The sequence below is a fragment of the Micromonospora sp. NPDC004704 genome, assembly GCF_053601675.1.
In genome coordinates, this window is the sequence record NZ_JBSGCD010000003.1 from 319,726 (window position 1) to 338,964 (window position 19,239).

Consider the following 19,239-nt stretch of genomic DNA (forward strand, 5'->3'; position numbering starts at 1 on the left):
CCGCCACCACGGCGGGGGAGGAGATCGAGGATGCGAGTTCGACCCCGCACCACCGTCCTGTTTGCCGCGATGACGCTGACCGGCGTACTGGTGGCCGCCGCCCCGGCCGCCGCCGCTCCGAGCGCCGAAACCGCGACCCCGGTCGCCGCGAACCGAACCGGCACGATCTTCCCCGGTACGTTCGCGCTGCCGGACGGGTTCCAGCCGGAGGGGATCGCGATCGGGGCGCTGCCGTACGCCTTCTTCGGCTCGCGCGCCACCGGCGCCATCTACCGGGTCAGCCTGCTCACCGGCCGGGGTGAAGTGATCAACCCCGGTTCGGGCACCCCGTCCCTGGGGCTCAAGGTCGACCTGCGTGGGCGCCTGTTCGTCAGCGGCGGCAACACCGCCACCGGTGCCACCGCCCGGGTGGTCAACGCGTTCACCGGGGAACTGCTGGCCAGCTACCAGTTCAGCTCCGTACCGAGCTTTGTCAACGACGTGGTCCTCACCTCGGACGCGGCCTGGTTCACCGACTCGACCAACCCAGTCCTGTACAAGCTGCCGCTGAACCGGTGGGGCGGGCTGCCGGACGCCGACGAGGCGGAAACCCTGCCGCTGACCGGCGACATCGTCTACGGCGCCGGGGTCAACGCCAACGGCATCGTGACCACGCCGGACGGGCGCGGGCTGCTGATCGTGCAGTCCGGCACCGGCCTGCTCTTCCGGGTCGACCCGGCCACCGGGGTGACCCGGACCGTCGACCTCGGCGGGGAGTTGCTGACCAACGGCGACGGCCTGCTCCGCGAGGGACGCACCCTCTACGTGGTGCAGAACCGCCTGAACACCGTCGCCGTGTTCGAACTCGACCGCGCCGGCACCAGCGCCCGCCTGGTGGAGAAGGTGACCTCGCCGGCCTTCGACGTACCGACCACGGTGGCCGCGTACGCCAACCGCCTCTACCTGCCCAACGCCCGGTTCACCACCCCGCCGACCGCCACCACCCCGTACACCACCACGTCCATTCCCCGCCCCTGACGGCGAGCGGCCCCTTCCCGTCCTGATGAATGGGAAGGGGCCGTTCCGGGGCACCGTCGGACTTGTGACTAGCCTTCGGGGATGCCCGAGGTTGGTAGCCGCAGGCGGAACCAGCCCGCACCGCCACACGTGATCTTCGAAGCGCTCACCGAGCCGTACCGCGACCCGGCCCGCCCGTGGCTCCTGCTCCTCGACGACGAGCGGCGACCCCGGACCGTACGCGCCGAACGCCCGCATCTCGTCGTCTGGTCGTCACTGTGGACGAAGCGCCCCGACGCGCTGGTCCGGTTCGACCTGCCCGCCGACCGGGGCGGCTACGGCACGGACCTGCGCTGGACGCTGCTCGTCGACGAGCCACCGCCCGAGGCGGCCCTCCTCGGCCACCTGCGCAAGCGACTGAACCTGCTCATCAACGCGAACCTGCGTTACACCTTCGGCCAGTAACCGAGGGGGTCACGGGCGGGGCGGAGTGTCGATGGTGGTCAGGCGCTGGGTGGCGCGGGAGAGGGCCACGTAGAGGGTGCGTACGCCGGACTCGGAGTCGGTACGGATCTCGGTGGGGTTGATCAGGGCGACCCCGTCGTACTCCATGCCCTTGGCCTGGAGGCTGGTGACCACCTGCAGGCGCGGTTCGGCCAGGTGTTGCAGCCAGCCGGCGACCTCGTCCCGGCGCGGCACCGGCGTGATCACCCCGACCGTCCCCTGGACCTCGGCGAGCAGGTCCGTCACCTCCCGGACGGTCGTTGCGGCCAACTCCTCCGGCGCCACGACCAACTCGATCGGCTCGACCCCGGTGGAACGCACCGCCGTCGGCAGCGGAAGGTCGGGGGCGACCTCCCGGATCACCGCGGCGGCCACCTCGAAGATCTCCGCCGGGTTGCGGTAGTTGGTGGAGAGGGTGAAGTCGTGCCGGGGGCGGCGGCCGAGCGCCTTGTCCCGGGACTGGGACAGCTCACGGGCATCCCCGGTCCAGGCGGTCTGGGCCGGGTCGCCGACCACGGTCCAGGAGGCGAGCCGACCGCGCCGGCCGAGCATCCGCCACTGCATCGGGGACACGTCCTGGGACTCGTCCACCACCACGTGGGCGTACTCCTGGTAGTCCTCCGGGCGTTCGATCCGGGCCCGCTCGGCGCGCTGCCGGTCGGCGTACGTGCTCAGCTCGCGTACCCCACCGCCGAGCAGGTACGGGTCCCGCCGGCGCTTCGCCGCCCGCAGCGGCTTGCCGAGCAACTCGTCCAACTCGTCCAGGATGGCCACGTCGGCGATGGTCGGCCCGTCGGCGTCCAGGGTTCGCCACGAGGCGCTCAGTGCCCGGATCTCCCGGTTGGACAGGATCCCCGACGCGTACGCCTGGAGCCGCTCCGGCCGGGTCATCCAGCCCATGACGTGCCACGGGTGCAGTTGCGGCCACCAGGCCCGGATGAAGTCCCGGAAATCGCCGCGTTCGGCCAGCTCACCCTCGAACTCGCGGCGCTCCGGCAGCCGCCCGGCCCGCATCCGTTGCGCCTGGGTCCAGAGCGCGTTGAACAGCCCGTCGATGCCGGCCCGGCGTACCTCGTTGCGCCGGGCGCCACGGGGCAGTGCCCGGACCCGGATCGCGTCCAGTTCGCCGGCACCGAGCCGGAGCAGTTCACCCCGGTAGAGCAGGCGCAGCTCGTTGGGGCCGCCGGGGACGGTGTCGTGGGCGGCCCGCTCCAGCACCCGGCGCATCCGCAGCGAACCCTTGATCGCCGCGACCGCGGTCGGGTCCGTACGGGTGGCGACCACGCCGGGGAACAGTGACCCGAGCGAGTGCAGGGTGGCGGTCTCCTCACCGAGCGAGGGCAGTACGGAGGCGATGTACTCGACGAAGACCCCGGACGGACCCACCACCAGTACGCCGCCCCCGGCGAACCGGTTCCGGTCGGAGTAGAGCAGGTAGGCGGCCCGGTGCAGGGCGACTGCGGTCTTGCCGGTCCCCGGTCCGCCGGAGACGATCGTGACCCCGCCGGCGGGGGAGCGGATCGCCTCGTCCTGCTCGCGCTGGATGGTGGCGACGATGTCGCGCATGCCCCGGCCGGTCGCCTTGGCCAGCGAGGCGAGCAGTGCCCCGTCACCGACCACCCGCATGTCGGGTGGTGCGGCCCCCGGGTCGAGCAGGTCGTCCTCGATCCGGGTGACCTTCTCGTTGGCGGACTGGATCATGCGTCGCCGGACCACGCCGCGCGGGTCGGCGGGGGTCGCCTGGTAGAAGGCGGCGGCAGCGGGTGCCCGCCAGTCGATCACCAGTGGCTCGGCCCGCTCACCGCGTACGCCGAGCCGACCGACGTGCAGCACCTGCCGGTCGCGCAGGTCCAGCCGGCCGAAGACCAGCCCCTCGTGTTCGGCGTCGAGGGACTGACGGCGCCGGGCGGCGTGGAAGACCATCGCGTCCCGTTCGACGAGCGCGCCGAAGTTGCCCACCCGGGCGAGCTGGTAACCCTCCTGCTCAGCCTGGACGGCGGTCTGGCGCAGCTGGGCCAGCCGGGCGTAGACCAGGTCGAGATGCCGCTGCTCGGCGGCCATCTCCTGTTGCAGGGTGGTGAGGTCGGTCAACGTGCAGACTCCCGGTTGGTCGGTCGCGGACCGCGACGCCGAGCCCGGTCGGATCGGCCGGGCGCAGGCGCGGACGCGCAGGATTGCCAGGATGCGAGGGTACGGGGTATCCGTCCGGTCGTTCCGCGCCGATCGCCCGATCGTGCCCCGACGGCTCGTCCGGACGCCCCGTCCGCGCCCCGGACGAGGCTCCGCACCGGGCCCGGTGCAGGGCCCGCTCCAACGCAACGGAAGGGGTCCCCGGAATCTTCCCGCCGGGTCGATCAGTGTGGGTGGGGCCGTCGTTGGGCGGGGATCGGCGCGAGCGCGCGGCGGACCACCTCGAGCAGGGCGGCGTTCACCTCGTCCGGGCGTTCCAGCATGAGCATGTGCCCGGCGCCCGGACAGACCGTCAGCTCGGTGTCCGGGAGGGTCTCGACGATCGACTCGGTGCACCGGGGCGGGGTGAGCCGGTCCCGGTCGCCGACCAGGGCCGCCACCGGCAGGTCACCGAGGGTGGCGAGGGTGTCCAGGCGGTGCTGCCGGCCGATCGAGGACCGTAGCCCGCCGATCGCGACCAGCGCCGCGCGTGACACTGCCGAGGTGGTCAGCCGGATGTCCTCCGACGCGCAGTCGTCCCCGAACAGCAGCCAGCGCAGGCTGGGCCGCAGTGCCTGCAACAGCGGTTCCGGCGTACGCAGCCCCCCGCAGCGGGCCAGTACGCCGGCACCGGTGGTCTCGGCGAGCCGGATCAGCCAGGCGACCCGTGTGGGCAGGCCGTAACAGGTGTGGGTGTGGCCTTCGGCGGTGGTGGCGACGAAGACCAGTCCGGCGATCCTGGTGGCGAAGTCGTCCGGGTGGCGGTGGGCGTACTCCATGATCGTCATTCCGCCGAGTGAGTGTCCGACCAGCACCACGGGACCGGTCGGTGCCAGCCGGTCGAGCAGTTCGGCGAGATCGTCGCCGAGCCGGGCCAGGGTGGCCGTACCGAGGTTGCTCACGCCGGACCGACCGTGTCCGCGGGCGTCGTAGCTGATGATCCGGACCGCGTCGCCCAGGTTCTCCACCAGGGCGGACACCTGCCGGTGCCAGGTCCGGTGGTCCAGGGTCCAGCCGTGCAGCAGCACCACGGTGATCGGTGCGGTGGCCGGTCCGACCTGCTCGACCTCCAGCCGGATCCCGTCGGACAGCTCGACCCCGGCGGTATCGGGTCCGGCGGTACCGGGTCCGGCGGCGGCGAGCGCGTCGGGAGCGTCGAGCGGGGGCTCGGGAGTGTCGAGCGCGTCGGGGGCGCCGGTCGGCTCGGGCGCGGCCAGGGTGGCCGTCGCGGGGGCGGAACCGACCGGCTCGACCGGGATGCGCTGGGTCGGGGGGTGGTCAGACATGGCTACCTCCGGGTCGTCCGAGGGTTGCCGTACCCGCGGGTAACAAGCGTACCCGCGATCTTGGTCGCGGCGTTCCGGTTGTTACCCGACGGTCATCCTGGGCAATCGCACCCTGACGAGGTGTCGGGAGCGGATGCGTCAGACTGCGCGAAAAGCGACAAACGCCCCGGTCCGACACGAAGCCGGACCGAGGCGTTCGCTCGGTTCAGTGCGATCAGGCGGTGAAGACGCCAGCCTCGACGAGCCGCTTGTCGGCGGTGTCCCAGCCCTCGCCCGGGAAGGCCGCAGCCAGGCCGGCGATCTCAGCGCGGATCTTGACAGCGTGGCCGGCACCGGCGAGCTGACGAAGCTCCTCGATGAAGGCGTCCGAGTCGGTGCGCACGTGCACGGTCTTGCCGTTGGTCAGGTTCCGCACGTAGGCGTGCTTGCCGCCGTTGAGCGGGATCAGGTACTTGAACTCGCCGAGCACGCTCAGGGCGCCACCCTGACCGGCCTGGCCGGCGCGGACTGACGCGCGCGCGGTCTTTGAGGTGTTGTTCGCCACGAAAGTGCTCCTTGCCAGACATAACGGGAGGACGGAATGCGCGGCGGCAACACGCCGGACGCGCCTTGGTGGCCGGGGGGCCGCCGAACTGCTGTTGGCGGCCTGGGCCACCGGATCCACGAACGCACGGCGACACAGGACGCCGAGTGAACTTTACACGACCACGAGAGCCGTACGGCGACCGCGGCCTGTCGTGAGGAATGAACACCCCCTAGCGGTACGGCTATTCCGGCATGCCAAAATTCCGATTCTCTGGCGCACCATCCGTCACACGAGTCATCATGTGTTCCAGCATCGCCTGGTGATCGAGGTCGTAGGGGAAGACGCACCTCGCTCTCCGGGAGGTCACCGTGCCAACGCGTGGCGTCGTATACGTCCACTCGACCCCGCTCGCCGTGTGTGCACACGTCGAGTGGGCGATCGCGCGCGTCCTTACCGTGCCGGTCAATCTGCACTGGACGGTTCAACCCGTCGATCCCGGCGCACGCCGGGCTGAGTGCAGTTGGTCCGGCCGGCCGGGGACGGGCGCGGAACTGGCTGCTGCCCTGCGGCAGTGGCCGATGATCCGTTTCGAGATCACCGAGGAGCCGAGCACCGGGGTCGACGGTGAGCGGTTCATGTACGTCCCCGGACGCGGGCTGTTCCGGGCCACCACCGGCGCCGCCGGTGACATCCAGCTCGGCGAGGACCGGCTGCGCGCCATCATGGCGTCGGCACGGGCTCCCGAGGCACTGGCGCACGCCCTGGACAAGGCACTCGGCACGGCGTGGGACGCCGAGCTGGAGCCGTACCGGTACGCCGGTGACGGGGCCCCGGTGACGCTGCTCACAAGGGTCGGCTGACCGTGCGGGGACGGCCCGGTCAAGTTGCCCTGATAAGGGGGAAACTGATGGGATAGCGGGATGCCGACCCTCCTCCGGCGTACCATCGCCGCGTTTGCCGTACTGGCCGCGCTGACCGCGACCGGCTGTGCCGGTCGATCCGACCAGGGCACCACGGCGGGCGCGAGCCCCAGCGTCCCGGCCAGCCCCACGGCCGGTCCGAGCCCCTCCGGCGGCCCGGATCCGGCAGCGCGGGCGGCCGAGCTGGTCGGCCGGCTGACCGACGAGGACCTGGTCGGCCAGGTGCTGATGCCGTACGCGTACGGCAGCTCGGCCACCAAGGTAACCCCCGGCTCGGCAACCGGGAACAAGGCGCTGGCCGGAGTCGAGACCCCGGCCGAGATGATCGCCAAGTACCGGCTGGGCGGGCTCATCCTGGTCGGGTTCTCCGCCGACGACCCCACCGGCAAGAACCAGGTCACCACGAACGTCGACAACGTCGCGCAGGTGCACGGGCTGACCGGCGGGTTGCAGGAGGCCGGCGCCAAGCTCGCCGCCGGCACCGCCCCGCTCCTGATCGGCACCGACCAGGAGTTCGGTGTGGTCACCCGGATCGGCACCGGCGTGACGGTGCTGCCCAGCGCGATGGCCTTCGGCGCGGCCCGCAACCCAGGCCTGACCGAGGCCGCCTGGTCGGCCGCCGGCACCGAACTCGCCGCACTCGGGATCAACGTCGACTTCGCCCCCGACGCCGACGTACTCGGCGCGCACAGCGCGGTGATCGGGTCCCGGTCCTTCGGCGACGACCCCAAGGTCACCGGGGAACAGGTCGCCGCCGCCGTCCGGGGCCTGCAGGGCGCGGGAGTCGCCGCGACCCTCAAGCACTTCCCCGGCCACGGCCACACCGCCGCTGACTCGCACGACGACCTGCCGCAGCTCACCCAGGACCGGGCCGCGCTCGACAAGGGCGACCTGCCGCCGTTCACCACCGGCATCGCCGCCGGCGCCGGGCTGGTCATGTCCGGGCACCTGGACGTACGGGCGATCGACCCGGGGGTGCCGGCCACCTTCTCGCACAAGGTGCTCACCGACCTGCTCCGGGGGCAGCTCGGCTTCAAGGGCGTGGTGGTCACCGACGGGATGAACATGGCACCGGCGATGCGCTACCCGCCGGGCGAGGCCGCGGTCCGGGCGATCAACGCCGGCAACGACCTGCTGCTGATGCCGCCGAACCTGACCCAGGCCTACGACGGGCTGCTGGCCGGCGTACGCGACGGGACGCTGCCCCGTACCCGGCTGGTCGAGGCGGTGACCCGGGTGCTGACGCTGAAGTTCACGCTCGCCGGGCGACCGGCCCCGGCGATGGCGACCCTGGACACGGCGGCGCACCGGGACGCCGCCCGGAAGGTGGCGAACGCGTCCGTGACCGCGCTGCGCGGCACCTGCGCCGAGGCGGCCGTGCACGGGCCGATCACGGTCACCGCCGCCAACGGGCGGGAGAAGACCGCCGCCACGCTCACCGACGCGCTCCGGGCCGCCGGTGCCACCGTGGTCGCCCAGGGCGGCACGGTCGTGCACCTGGTCGGGTACGGCGACGCCGCCTCCGACCTGAACACCGCCGCCGGGGTCACCGTCGCGATGGACACCCCGTACGTGCTCGACGCGGCCAAGTCGCCGGTCCTGCTGGCGACGTACTCGTCCACGGCGGTGTCGATGGCGGCACTGGCCGACGTGCTCGCCGGAAAGGCCCGACCGACCGGTCAGTCACCGGTGCCGGTGACCGGCCTGCCGCGCAGTTCCTGCACCGCCTGAGGAGTTCCGCCGGCCGTCGCCGGGGACCGCTCGGGCGGCCTCGGCGACGTTGGTCGTCGGCCCGCCGGGATGCCGCTGCTGGTAGCGTTCGGAAGTCCGCCGGGTCGACCGGAACGGGGGGTGCGCGGGCCGTGACGCAACCGGGACCGGCGCTGTCCGTGGTCGTGCCGATGTTCAACGAGGAGACCGTGCTCCCGCTGCTGGTCGAGCGGCTCCGCGCGGTCCTCGACGGGCTCGGCGAACCGTACGAGGTGGTCGCCGTCGACGACGGAAGCACCGACGGCACCGCCGCCGCGCTGGCCGGACTGCGGGCCCACTGGCCACAGCTACGGGTGCTGCGGCTGCGCCGCAACAGCGGGCACCAGGCGGCGCTCGTCGCCGGGGTGCTCCGGGCCGTCGGCGGGCACGTGGTCAGCCTCGACGCCGACCTCCAGGACCCGCCGGAGACCATCGCCGAAATGCTGCGGGTCGCCCGCGCCGGCCAGCTCGACATCGTGTACGGCGTGCGCGCCGACCGGCGTACCGACACGGTTTTCAAGCGGTGGACCGCCGGGCTGTACTACCGGCTGATGCGACGGCTCGTCGGCAAGCAGGTGCCCGCCCAGGCCGGTGACTTCCGGCTGCTCAGCCGGGCCGCGGTGGAGGCACTGCGGGAGTTGCCCGAGCGGACCCCGGTGCTCCGGCTGGTCGTACCCTGGCTCGGGTTTCCCAGCGGTGAGGTCACCTACCTGCGTGACGAGCGGGCGGCCGGGCGGACCAAGTACCCGGTGTCCCGGATGGTCGGCCTCGCCGCAGACAGCGTGACCAGCTTCTCCGCCGCCCCGCTGCGCTTCGCCACCTGGCTCGGCCTGGCCGGCGTCGCGGTCTGCTCGCTGCTGGTGGTGGTCGCCGTGGTCGCGTACTTCTTCGGCGCGACGGTCAGCGGATGGCCGTCCCTGTACGTGGCGGTGCTCTTCCTCGGCGCCGTCCAGTTGCTCTGCCTCGGCCTACTGGGGGAGTACGTGGCCCGGATCTACACGGCGGTGCAGGGGCGGCCGGCGTACTTCGTCGCCAGCGACAGCGCCGACGGCCCGCCGGCCGGCCCGGCCACCGCTCCCACCAGCGGCGAACCCGCCGGTACGGCCGGTGACGGCGGCGTGGCAGCCCTCGCCGACACGCTCCGTTGACCGCCGTCGCCGCCGGGGCGTCGACCCTGGACACCCCGACCCGCCGGTCCACCCGCGCCCTCGACCAGTTCCGCCGGTACGCACCCGCCGTCGCGGTGTTCGTCGTCCTCGCGGCGATCCTGCTCGACGCCGGCACCCCGGCCGTCGACATCGCCCGCTACACCGGATACGCCCTGCTCGGCGTGGTCCTCCCCGGCACCCTGGTCTACCGGGCGCTGCGCGCCCGACCACACACCCTGGTCGAGGACCTGGCCGTCGGCGCCGCCGTCGGGCTGATCCTGGAACTGGCCGCCTGGGCCATCCTCACCGGACTCGGGCTCGAACACTGGCTCCGGTACTGGCCGGTCGCCGTGGTGCTGCCGTTCCTCGCCGTACCCCGACTGCGCCGGCACTGGCGGGTACGCGGGTACACCCCGGTCCCGACCGGGTGGGCCTGGTCGGTGGCGGCCGTGGTGGTCGGCTTCACCGCGTACCTCGCCGAGTCGTTCCTCTACCGCAACCCGATCCTCCCCGTCGGGGAAGGCCAGGCCCAGTACATCGACCTGCCGTTCCAGCTCTCCATCGCGGGCGCCGCCACCCACCAGATGCCGCCGGACGTGCCGCAGGTGGCCGGCGAGCCACTGCACTACCACTGGTTCGGGTTCGCCCACATGGCGGCGGCGAGCCTGGTCAGCGGGGTCGACCTGCCGACGGTGTTCTTCCGGCTGGCCGTACCGGCGCTCTGCCTGCTCGCGGTGGTGCTGGTCGCCGTCGTCGGCTGGCGGATCACCGGGCGCCCGTACGCGGGTGCGGTGGCGGCAGCGCTCATGTTCACCATCGGCGAGTTCGGCTACGAGAACGGGATCCGCCAGCTCTTCGGCACCCAGGCGACGTTCATCGTCTGGGGCAGCCCGTCGATGACGTACAGCTGGGTGTTGCTGTTGCCCCTGATCGCGGTCCTGGCCGACCGGATCGGCCCGGCCCGCGGCGTGGCGGTCCCGCCGCTGGGGCGGGGCGCCTGGGTGCTCGCCGCACTGTTCCTGGTCGCCTCGACCGGGGCGAAGGCCAGCTCGGTGCCGGTGGTCGTCGCCGCCCTCGCCCTGACCGCCCTGGTCACCCTCGTGGTACGCCGACGCCTGGCCTGGCCGGTCCTCGTCGCCGGGGCGCTGGCCCTGGCCGCCCAGGGGTTCGCCACCGCGATCCTGTTCGCGTTCGAGAGCCACGGGGTGACCGTCGACCCGTTCTCCGGCCTGCGCCCCTACGTCGGTACGGTCGACCGCCCGGCCGGCACCACCGCCCTGCTCTGGGTCGTCGTCCTGCTCGCCTTCCTGGTCAACCTCCAGTTGCGGCTGGCCGGCATCGTCGCGCTGATCCGGTACCGCCGGTTCCGGCTCGAACCGGTGCAGGTGTTCCTGCTCGGCGGCGCGCTCGCCGGCCCGGCGATCTACCTGCTCGTCGGGCACCCCGGCAGCAGCAACCAGTACTTCATCCGGGCCGGTTTCGCGTTCGGGGTGATCGCCTCCGCCTGGGGGTACGCCGAACTGCTCGAACGGGCCCGGCTCTCGACCCGCAGCCGGATCCTGCTCGGGGTCGGCGCGGTCGGGTTCGCGCTCGTCCTGACCCTGATCCAGCTCGACCACCCGGCCGAGGTGTACGCCGCGCCGACCTGGGACGTGCTCCGGCCCCTGTTCTGGTGGGCGGCGGCGCTGGGTGGGATCGCCGTACTCGGGGCGCTGCTCTGGCCGGTACTGGCCGGACAGTGGCCCCGACTCCGGGGGCGGGGGGCGGCGATCCTGCTCACCGGCGTACTCGTCGCCGGGGCACCGGGACTGGTGCTGGACGCGGCAGCGGGGCGGCAGTACCCCAACGGCGGCGCGTACGCAGTGGTGCCGATGCCGCAGTCGCGCGTCGACGCCGCCCGCTGGGTGTACGAGCACAGCGACCCGGACGACATCGTCGCCACCAACGTGCACTGCCGGGCCATGGTCAACGGCTACTGCGACGCGCGCTCGTTCTGGCTGAGCGCGTACACCGAGCGCGCGGTCCTGGTCGAGGGGTGGTCGTTCGCGCCCCGGATGGTCGGGCTGCCCGGCGGTCCGTACGCCCCGTTCTGGGACCAGGAACGGTTGCAGGCCAACGACGAGGCGTTCACCGCCCCCACCCCGGAGGGCCTGGCCACCCTCCGCGACCGGTACGGCGTCCGCTGGCTGGTGGCGGACCGCAGCGTCGAGCAGGAGTCTCCCGACCTGTCCACCCTGGCCACCATCCGCTTCGACAACGGCAACCTAGCCGTCTACGAACTCCGCTAACCCGCGCCCGCGCCCCCGCCGCCCCGCCCGCCCCCGCCCGCCCGTCGGGCGTCCCGGGGGCGCCTCTTTCACTGAAAGAGTGGTTATTCCACGCCGGATTACCACTCTTTCTCTGTATTAGTGGTGATCTTGGGGGTGGGGGTGCGTGGGGCGCGCGGGGGGTTATGGGCGGTGGGCGCGGAGCATGAGGGAGACGCCGGGTAGGGACTTGACCGGCAGGTAGCGCTCGGCGGTGATCACCGCCCGGAGGCCGAGGTTGACCACACCGGGCAGCTCGTCGAGATCGCTGCCGGTGGACTTGCGCCGGCGCCAGGCGGCCACCGGGCGGAGCATCACGTTCCAGCTCCACAGCTCGTCGACGACCAGACCGGCCTGCTCCAGCACCGAGACCAGCGAGGTCCGGTCGTAACGGCGTACGTGACCGACCGCGACGTCGTGCGCCGACCAGAGCCGCATGTCGCACGGTACGGCGATCAGCGCCGTCCCGCCCGGCCGGAGCGTACGCCGGATCTCCGCCGCGGCGACCTGGTCCTCGTCGATGTGCTCGAGGATGTCGAACGCGACCACCAGCCCGAGGCTGGCCGACGGCAGTGGCAGTTGCCGGGCGTCGGCGCGCAGCACGTGCAGCCCGCGTTCGGCGGCCACCTGCGCGCCCTCGGGGCTGTACTCCAACGCCACCGGCCGCCACCCGTGCGCCCGCAGCACCCGGGTGTTGCCACCACCGGCCGCACCGATGTCCAACGCCCGGTCAGAGGTGCTCGTAGCGGCGGCTGCGGTCGGGCCCCGGCCGGCGGCGGCGAGCCGGCGCAGCGATCGGGCCAGCAGGGCCCGCCGCTCCCGGTACCACCAGTGGGTGTCCTCCAGGGCGGCCAGCTTGCGGATCTCGGTCGCTTCCACGGGGGTTCACCCTAATCGGACACCATCTCCCGCAGCGTTGCGCCCCCAGCGCTCCTGAACCGGTGTTTCCGTGATCCGGGAGAGTTCGGCCGGCGACAGCGAGCCGAACCCTACGGGATCACCGTCCTGTCAGAGGGGGATGTTGCCGTGGGCGCCGCGGGCGGCCGGGGCGGCGGCGAGCGCCTCGGCGATCCGGCGACGGGTCTCGGTCGGCTGGATCACGTCGTCGACCACGCCGATCTCCAGCGCCCGGTTCACCCCACCGGCGGTCCTGATCTGTTCCTCGATCAGTTGCGCCCGCAGGGCGTCACGCTCGGCGGGAGGGGTGGCGGCCAGCCGCTTGCGGTGCAGGATGTTCACCGCCGCCGCCGCGCCCATCACGGCGACCTCGGCGTTCGGCCAGGCGAAGACCGCCGTGGCACCCAGGGCACGGGAGTTCATCGCGATGTACGCGCCGCCGTACGCCTTGCGGGTCACCAGGGTCACCCGGGGCACCACCGCCTCGGCGAAGGCGTGCAGGAGCTTGGCGCCGCGACGTACCACGCCGTCCCACTCCTGACCGAGGCCGGGCAGGTAACCGGGTACGTCGACCAGCACGATCAGCGGTACGCCGAGCGCGTCGCACATGCGCACGAACCGGGCCGCCTTTTCCGCGCTGGACGCGTCCAGGCAGCCGCCGAGCCGCAGCGGGTTGTTCGCGATCACGCCGACCGTACGACCGGCGAAGCGACCGAGGACGGTCACCACGTTCGGTGCCCACTTGGCGTGCAACTCCACCCCGGCGGCGTCCAGCAGCGCCTTCACCACCGGCTTCACGTCGTACGCCCGGTTCATCTCCGCCGGCATCAGCGCGGCGAGGTCGTGCCCCTCCGGGGCGGTGGCCGGGACGTCGGCCGGGCTCAGCCGCCCCTGGCGACCCAGGAGGGCGGCCAGCTTCCGGGCCTCGGCCAGGGCCGACTCGTCGTCCTTGGTGGTCACGTGCACCACGCCGGAGCGGCGGCCGTGCGGCTCGGGGCCACCGAGGCGTTCCATGTCGACCTGCTCGCCGGTGACGCTGCGGACCACCTCCGGCCCGGTCACGAAGATCCGACCGGCACCGCTCATCACCACGATGTCGGTCAGCGCCGGCCCGTACGCGGCACCGCCGGCCGCCGGGCCGAGTACCACCGAGATCTGCGGCACCCGCCCGGAGGCGCGCACCATGGCGGCGAAGATCTGACCGACCGCGTCGAGTGCGACCACACCCTCGGCCAGCCGGGCGCCACCGGAGTGCCAGAGGCCGAGCACCGGCACCCGCTCGCGGACGGCGGTGTCGATCGCGTCGACGACGTGCTGGCACCCGACGGTGCCCATCGCACCACCCATCCGGGTGGCGTCGGTGGCGTACGCGACGGCGGGGGCGCCGTCGATCTCGCCCCGGGCCCAGAGCACGCCCGAGTCGTCGCGGGGCACCACCAGGCGCAGCGAGCCGGCGTCGAACAGGGCCCGGAGCCGGAACTCGGGGTCGCGGTGGTCGACGACGGAAGAATCAGCGCTGACGGAAGTGGTGCTCACGTACGCCTCCGATCACACCCCGGTCGGGTACGCGGGCGTACCCGACCGGAGCAGGCAGTTGGTCTCAGGCCCGGGTGAAGATGAGAGCCACGTTGTGCCCGCCGAAGCCGAACGAGTTGTTCAACGCCGCGGGGATGTCCAGGGCACGGGGCTTGTGGGCGACCACGTCGAGCAGGCCGTCCTCCGGGTCCTCGAGGTTGATCGTCGGCGGGACGATCGAGTCCCGGATGGACAGGATGGTGGCGATCGACTCGACCGCGCCGGCCGCGCCGAGCAGGTGCCCGATCAGCGACTTCGTGGCGGTCAGCACCGGGTGTTCGCCGAGGGCGGCCCGCAGTCCGGCCACCTCGAGCATGTCCCCGACCGGGGTGGAGGTCGCGTGCGCGTTGACGTGCACGATGTCCGACCGGTCGAGGCCGGCGTCGGCCAGCGCGAACCGGATGGCCCGCTTGAAGCCGGCGCCCTCCGGGTGCGGCTGGACGATGTCGTACCCGTCCGAGGTGATTCCGGCACCGGCGAGCCGGGCGTAGACCCGCGCGCCGCGGGCGGCGGCGTGGTCGGCCCGTTCGAGCACCAGCACACCGGCGCCCTCACCGAGGACGAACCCGTCCCGGCCCTTGTCCCAGGGGCGGGACGCGGTCTCCGGGTCGTCGTTGCGGATCGACATGGCCCGTGCCGAGGCGAAACCGGCGATCGGCAGCGGGTGGATGACCGCCTCGGTGCCACCGGCCATGACCACGTCGGCGCGACCCGACCTGATCATGTCGAGCCCGAGGGCGATCGCCTCCGCACCGGTCGCGCAGGCGCTCGCCACCGAGTGCACACCGGCCTGGGCGCCGAGTTCGAGCCCGACCCAGGCGGCCGGTCCGTTCGGCATGAGCATCGGGACGGTGTGCGGGGAGACCCGCCGCGCGCCCTTCGCTTCCAGGATGTCGTCCTGGGCGAGCAGGGTCTGCGCGCCACCGATGCCGGTGCCGACGCTGACCCCGAGCCGCTCCGGGTCGAGGCCGGAGTCGGCCAGCCCGGAGTCGGCCCAGGCCTGGTGGGCGGCGATCAGGGCGATCGCCTCGGACCGGTCGAGCCGGCGCAGTTTGACCCGGTCCAGGACCTCGGACGGGTCGACGGCCAACTCGGCGGCGATCCGTACCGGCAGTTGCTCGGCCCACTCCTGGGTGAGCGGTCCCACCCCGGAGCGGCCGGCGAGCATGGCGTCCCAGGTCGACGCGACGTCCCCGCCGAGCGGGGTCGTCGCGCCGAGCCCGGTGACGACGACGTCGGGGCGAGTCATGATCAGGACTGCGCCTCAATGTAGGCGACCGCGTCGCCCACGGTCTTCAGGTTCTGTACCTCGTTGTCGGGGATCTTCACGCCGAACTTCTCCTCGGCCGCGACGACGACCTCGACCATGGAGAGCGAGTCGACGTCAAGGTCGTCGGTGAACGACTTCTCCTCGGCGACGTCGTCCGGGTTCACGCCGGCAACCTCTTCGAGGATCTCGGCGAGGCCGGCGGTGATCTCGTCACGGGTCGTCATGGTGCTGGTTTCCTCTCGATAAGTGGATCTGCGCTGGCGGACGATACCGCCTGCACCGGACCGTACGTGCCGGCCGGTGGGGTCTGACAACGGGTCTGCCCGCAGTGGCGTACCGGGCAGGGGCGGCTCAGGGGCAGCGGACGACCTGTCCGGCGTAGGTGAGACCGCCGCCGAAGCCGAAGAGCAGGACCGGGGCGCCCTTCGGGATGGCGCGCTGCTCGACCAGCTTCGACAGGGCCAGCGGTACGCTCGCCGCCGAGGTGTTGCCGGACTCGACGATGTCGCGGGCGATCACCGCGTTGGGCATGCCCAGCCGCTTGGCGATCCCCTCGATGATCCGCAGGTTGGCCTGGTGCGGGACGAACGCGGCGATGTCCTCCGGCGCCACCCCGGCCCGCTCGCAGGCCTGCAGGGCGAGCGGAGCGAGCGCGGTGGTCGCCCAGCGGAAGACCGTCTGGCCCTCCTGCTGGATGTACGGGCGCCAGCCCTCGATCCGTACGGCGTCGCTCTTCTCCGGCACCGAGCCCCAGACGACCGGGCCGATACCGGGGGTGTCGCCGTCGTCGTCCGCGCTGACCACCGCGGCACCGGCACCGTCACCGAAGATGATGCAGGTGGAGCGGTCGGTCCAGTCGGTGAAGTCCGAGAGCTTCTCGGCGCCGATGACCAGGGCGTTACGGGCCGCTCCGGCGCGCAGCGCATGGTCGACGGTGCCGAGGGCGTAGGAGAAGCCCGAGCAGGCGGTGTTCAGGTCGAACGCGCCGGGGGCGTTGATGCCGAGCTTGGCGGCGACCCGGCAGGCGACGTTCGGGCTGCGGTCGACCGAGGAGCAGGTGGCGACGACGACCAGGTCGATGTCGGCGGCGGTGAGCCCGGAGTTGGCCAGTGCGGTGTCGGCCGCCGCGGTGGCCATGTCGCTGACGGTCTCGCTGTCGGCGATCCGGCGGGTGACGATGCCGACCCGGTCCCGGATCCACTCGTCGTTGGTGTCGACGATCTTGGCCAGGTCGTCGTTGGTGAGGACCCTGGATGGCTGGTAGTGCCCCATGGCGACGATACGGCTCATGAGAGGTGTCCTCCGATGCGGGCGAGGGGTTGGCCCGGAGCGACCGGGTCGTCGGGTGAGGCGAGCCATTCGGTGAGCACGCCGGAGCAGTGTGCGGCCACGTCGGCCGGGCCCTGCCGGGTGGTCACGTGGCCGATGGACTGGCCGGACTTGATCGTGTCGCCCTCGTTGAGGTCGACGGCGGGTACGAACGTACCCGCGCTCGGCGCGACCACCACCCGGAACTGCATGGTGGGTTCGTGGCTGGGTGCCATTCCGTGCCGGGCGATCAGGTCGCGGGCGGCGGGCAGGTCGTCGGGGGTGTTGAGGGTCACGATCTCCGGAACCCCGGTGGCCTTGAGTTCGCGCTTGACCAGACCGGCGAGGGTGCCGGCCGGCGGAAGCTCGATCACACCGGTGACACCGAGGTCGGCCAGGGTGGCCATGCACAGGTCCCAACGCACCGGCGCGGTCACCTGCCGGACCAGCCGCTGGAGCATCTCCCGGCCGTGGTTGACCGCGGCACCGTCGAGGTTGGACAGGAGCAGCCGGGCCGGGTCGCTCGGCACGATGCCGGCGGCGACGCTGGCGAGGGCCTGCTCGGCCGGGGCCATGTACGGGGTGTGGAAGGCGCCGGCGACCTGGAGCAGTCGTACCCGGGCGCCGGTGGGCGGCTCGGCGGCGAACTTCTCCAGCCGGTCGACCGCACCGGCGGCGACGATCTGGCCGGCGCCGTTGTAGTTGGCCGGGTAGAGCCCGTGGGCCTCGATCGCGGCGGTGACCGTGTCGGCGTCGCCACCGAGTACGGCGGCCATGCCGGTCGGTTCGAGCGCGCACGCGGCGGCCATCTCCCGGCCGCGTACGCCGGCCAGGGTGATGGCGGCCTCGGGGGACAGTACGCCGGCCAGGGTGGCCGCCCCCAGCTCGCCGACGCTGTGGCCGGCGGTGAGGCCGACGTCGTACATCGGGAGGTGTTCGGCGGCGAGCAGCGCGGCGGCGATCAGCAGCGGCTGGGTGCGCGCGGTGTCCTTGATCTCGTCGGCGTCGGCGGTGGTGCCGAGGTGGACGAGGTCCACTCCGGCGAGCGCGGACCACCAGCGCAGTCGCGCCTCCGTGCCGGTCAGGTCGAGCCAGGGAGTGAGGAAGCCGGGCTTCTGTGAGCCCTGGCCAGGCGAGAGTACGGCGAGCACGGTTATGACTCTGCTGGATACTGGTCGGTCACGTGGTTGCCGCAAGTCACCAAACCACACTACGACCTTTGTGGGGTTCCTACAAAGATCGGCGGGAGTGATGCGGGTTATGAACCCTTTGTGGTGAACGCCCGTTCATGTCCCGGTGACGGGGGACCCGGTGCGGCCGGGTCCAGCCGGCCGATCGTCAACGCCATCCGCAACGCGAACGCGTCCCTCGGAGTCAGCGGCGAGAACCCGGTCACGTCCGCGACCCGGCGCAGACGGTAACGCACCGTGTTCGGATGGACGAACAGCGCACGGGCCGCGCTCTCCAGCACCCCACCGGCGGCGAAGAAGGCGTCCATCGTCTCCAGCAGCTCCCCGCCGGCCCGGACCAGCGGGGCGTACACGTCCTGCCGGAGCCCGCGCCGGGCCTCGGAGTCGCCCGCGAGGGCCCGTTCCGGCAGCAGGTCCACCGCGGCCACCGGGCGCGGGGCGGCCGGCCACGCCGGTGCCGCCCGGTACCCGGACAGGGCTGCTCGGGCCGAGTCGGTCGCCTGGTCCAGGCTCGGCACCGCCGGGCCGACCACCACCGGACCCTCGCCGAACCCGCCGAGCAGCCGCGCGGTCGCGGTCAGCGGGTCCACCGCCCCGCCGAGGACCAGCACCAGCCGGTCCCCGTGCACCCCACCGATCGTCTCCACCCCGATCCGCCGGGCGGCCCGGTAGACCGTGTGCAGCACCGCCGCCACCTCACCACCGGGGGAGCGGCCCACCGCGACCGCCACCGGCGGGGCGTCCGCCCAGCCCAACGCCGCTGCCCGGCTGGCCAGCACGTCGGAGGAGTCGCCGCGCAGCAGCGCGTCCACCAGCAGGGCCTGCAACCGGGCGTCCCAGGAGCCACGCGACTCGGCGGCGCGGGCGTACACCCGGGCGGCGGCGAACGCGATCTCGCGGGAGAACTTCAGCACCACCTCGCGGAGCAGTTGCTCCTCGCCGGGCGCGGCCAACTCCGGGACCTGCTCCTCAACCACGTCGATGGTCACCTTGATCAGGGCGACGGTCTGTTGCAGGCTGATCGACCTCGCCAGCGCCCGGGGCGCCGAGGCGAACACCTCGTCGGAGACCTCCTGCGGGCTCTCGCTGGCCCCACCGCCCTGCCGCAGCCACTCGACCAGGGAACTGACGCCGGCCTGGGCGACCAGCATCACCCAGGCCCGCTGCTCCGCCGGCAACCCCCGGAACCAGGGCAGGCTCTCGTCCATCCGGGCCATGCTGGCGGTGGCCAGGGAGCCCGCCGCCCGCTCGATCCGGCGCAGGGTGGCGGCCAACTCGCCGCCATCCGCCTCCGTCACCACCCCGCCACCCTGCCACGTTCCCACCGGGGCGTGCGGAAGGGCCCATCGCTTTCTCCGAACGAGGGCCCCGCCGAACACTCGGGACGACCCCGGC

At 72.7% G+C, this 19,239-nt stretch carries 16 protein-coding genes; 6 read left to right on the top strand and 10 right to left on the bottom strand.

Annotation, left to right across the window (positions count from 1 at the left end):
* Positions 1–30: 30 nt before the first annotated feature.
* Both ACWEFB_RS05785 and ACWEFB_RS05790 read left to right on the top strand, forming a co-directional pair.
* Entirely contained in the window at positions 31–1,017 is a 987-nt protein-coding gene (locus ACWEFB_RS05785; RefSeq protein WP_452282585.1) for a superoxide dismutase, read from the top strand.
* 81 nt (positions 1,018–1,098) lie between these two features.
* Complete coding sequence (locus ACWEFB_RS05790; RefSeq protein WP_452282587.1) at positions 1,099–1,461, top strand: hypothetical protein; 363 nt, start codon at positions 1,099–1,101, stop codon at positions 1,459–1,461.
* Between the two features lie 9 nt (positions 1,462–1,470).
* Here the strand turns inward: ACWEFB_RS05790 and ACWEFB_RS05795 are convergent, their stop codons facing one another.
* From ACWEFB_RS05795 to ACWEFB_RS05805, 3 genes are all read right to left on the bottom strand, one after another.
* A complete protein-coding gene (locus ACWEFB_RS05795) occupies positions 1,471–3,591 on the bottom strand; it encodes a HelD family protein (RefSeq protein WP_452282589.1) in 2,121 nt (706 codons plus the stop codon).
* A 263-nt stretch (positions 3,592–3,854) separates the two neighbouring features.
* On the bottom strand, positions 3,855–4,955 hold the full coding sequence (locus ACWEFB_RS05800) for an alpha/beta fold hydrolase (RefSeq protein ID WP_452282591.1): 1,101 nt from the start codon (positions 4,953–4,955) through the stop codon (positions 3,855–3,857).
* 214 nt (positions 4,956–5,169) lie between these two features.
* The gene (locus ACWEFB_RS05805; protein ID WP_326556492.1) at positions 5,170–5,499 is read right to left on the bottom strand and encodes a hypothetical protein; all 330 of its coding nucleotides are present in this window, start codon (positions 5,497–5,499) and stop codon (positions 5,170–5,172) included.
* Between the two features lie 350 nt (positions 5,500–5,849).
* Here ACWEFB_RS05805 and ACWEFB_RS05810 point away from each other — a divergent pair, with 350 nt between their 5' ends.
* From ACWEFB_RS05810 to ACWEFB_RS05825, 4 genes are all read left to right on the top strand, one after another.
* A complete protein-coding gene (locus tag ACWEFB_RS05810) occupies positions 5,850–6,341 on the top strand; it encodes a DUF3145 domain-containing protein (RefSeq protein ID WP_326556493.1) in 492 nt (163 codons plus the stop codon).
* Positions 6,342–6,401: 60 nt separating this feature from the next.
* Positions 6,402–8,132, top strand: coding sequence for a glycoside hydrolase family 3 protein (locus tag ACWEFB_RS05815; RefSeq protein ID WP_452282594.1), 1,731 nt, complete (start codon positions 6,402–6,404; stop codon positions 8,130–8,132).
* 131 nt (positions 8,133–8,263) lie between these two features.
* The gene (locus tag ACWEFB_RS05820) at positions 8,264–9,298 is read left to right on the top strand and encodes a glycosyltransferase family 2 protein (protein WP_452282596.1); all 1,035 of its coding nucleotides are present in this window, start codon (positions 8,264–8,266) and stop codon (positions 9,296–9,298) included.
* The gene (locus ACWEFB_RS05825) at positions 9,295–11,586 is read left to right on the top strand and encodes a hypothetical protein (protein WP_452282598.1); all 2,292 of its coding nucleotides are present in this window, start codon (positions 9,295–9,297) and stop codon (positions 11,584–11,586) included. The genes ACWEFB_RS05820 and ACWEFB_RS05825 overlap by 4 nt, the downstream gene beginning before the upstream one ends.
* Positions 11,587–11,748: 162 nt before the next feature.
* Here the strand turns inward: ACWEFB_RS05825 and ACWEFB_RS05830 are convergent, their stop codons facing one another.
* The 7 genes from ACWEFB_RS05830 to ACWEFB_RS05860 form a co-directional block, all read right to left on the bottom strand.
* Complete coding sequence (locus ACWEFB_RS05830) at positions 11,749–12,483, bottom strand: class I SAM-dependent methyltransferase (RefSeq protein WP_452282600.1); 735 nt, start codon at positions 12,481–12,483, stop codon at positions 11,749–11,751.
* A gap of 129 nt (positions 12,484–12,612) precedes the next feature.
* Positions 12,613–14,037: an acyl-CoA carboxylase subunit beta gene (locus tag ACWEFB_RS05835; RefSeq protein WP_452282602.1), complete on the bottom strand. Its 1,425-nt coding sequence runs from the start codon at positions 14,035–14,037 to the stop codon at positions 12,613–12,615.
* Positions 14,038–14,101: 64 nt separating this feature from the next.
* On the bottom strand, positions 14,102–15,325 hold the full coding sequence (fabF, locus tag ACWEFB_RS05840; protein WP_326556499.1) for a beta-ketoacyl-ACP synthase II: 1,224 nt from the start codon (positions 15,323–15,325) through the stop codon (positions 14,102–14,104).
* Positions 15,326–15,327: 2 nt separating this feature from the next.
* Complete coding sequence (locus ACWEFB_RS05845) at positions 15,328–15,570, bottom strand: acyl carrier protein (RefSeq protein ID WP_326556500.1); 243 nt, start codon at positions 15,568–15,570, stop codon at positions 15,328–15,330.
* A gap of 127 nt (positions 15,571–15,697) precedes the next feature.
* The gene (locus ACWEFB_RS05850; RefSeq protein WP_326556501.1) at positions 15,698–16,636 is read right to left on the bottom strand and encodes a beta-ketoacyl-ACP synthase III; all 939 of its coding nucleotides are present in this window, start codon (positions 16,634–16,636) and stop codon (positions 15,698–15,700) included.
* Positions 16,633–17,805 carry an acyltransferase domain-containing protein gene (locus ACWEFB_RS05855; RefSeq protein ID WP_326556502.1) on the bottom strand — a complete coding sequence of 391 codons (1,173 nt, stop codon included), beginning with the start codon at positions 17,803–17,805 and terminating at the stop codon, positions 16,633–16,635. The genes ACWEFB_RS05850 and ACWEFB_RS05855 overlap by 4 nt, the downstream gene beginning before the upstream one ends.
* Before the next feature lie 107 nt (positions 17,806–17,912).
* Entirely contained in the window at positions 17,913–19,142 is a 1,230-nt protein-coding gene (locus ACWEFB_RS05860; RefSeq protein WP_452282606.1) for a PucR family transcriptional regulator, read from the bottom strand.
* Between the last annotated feature and the right edge of the window lie 97 nt (positions 19,143–19,239).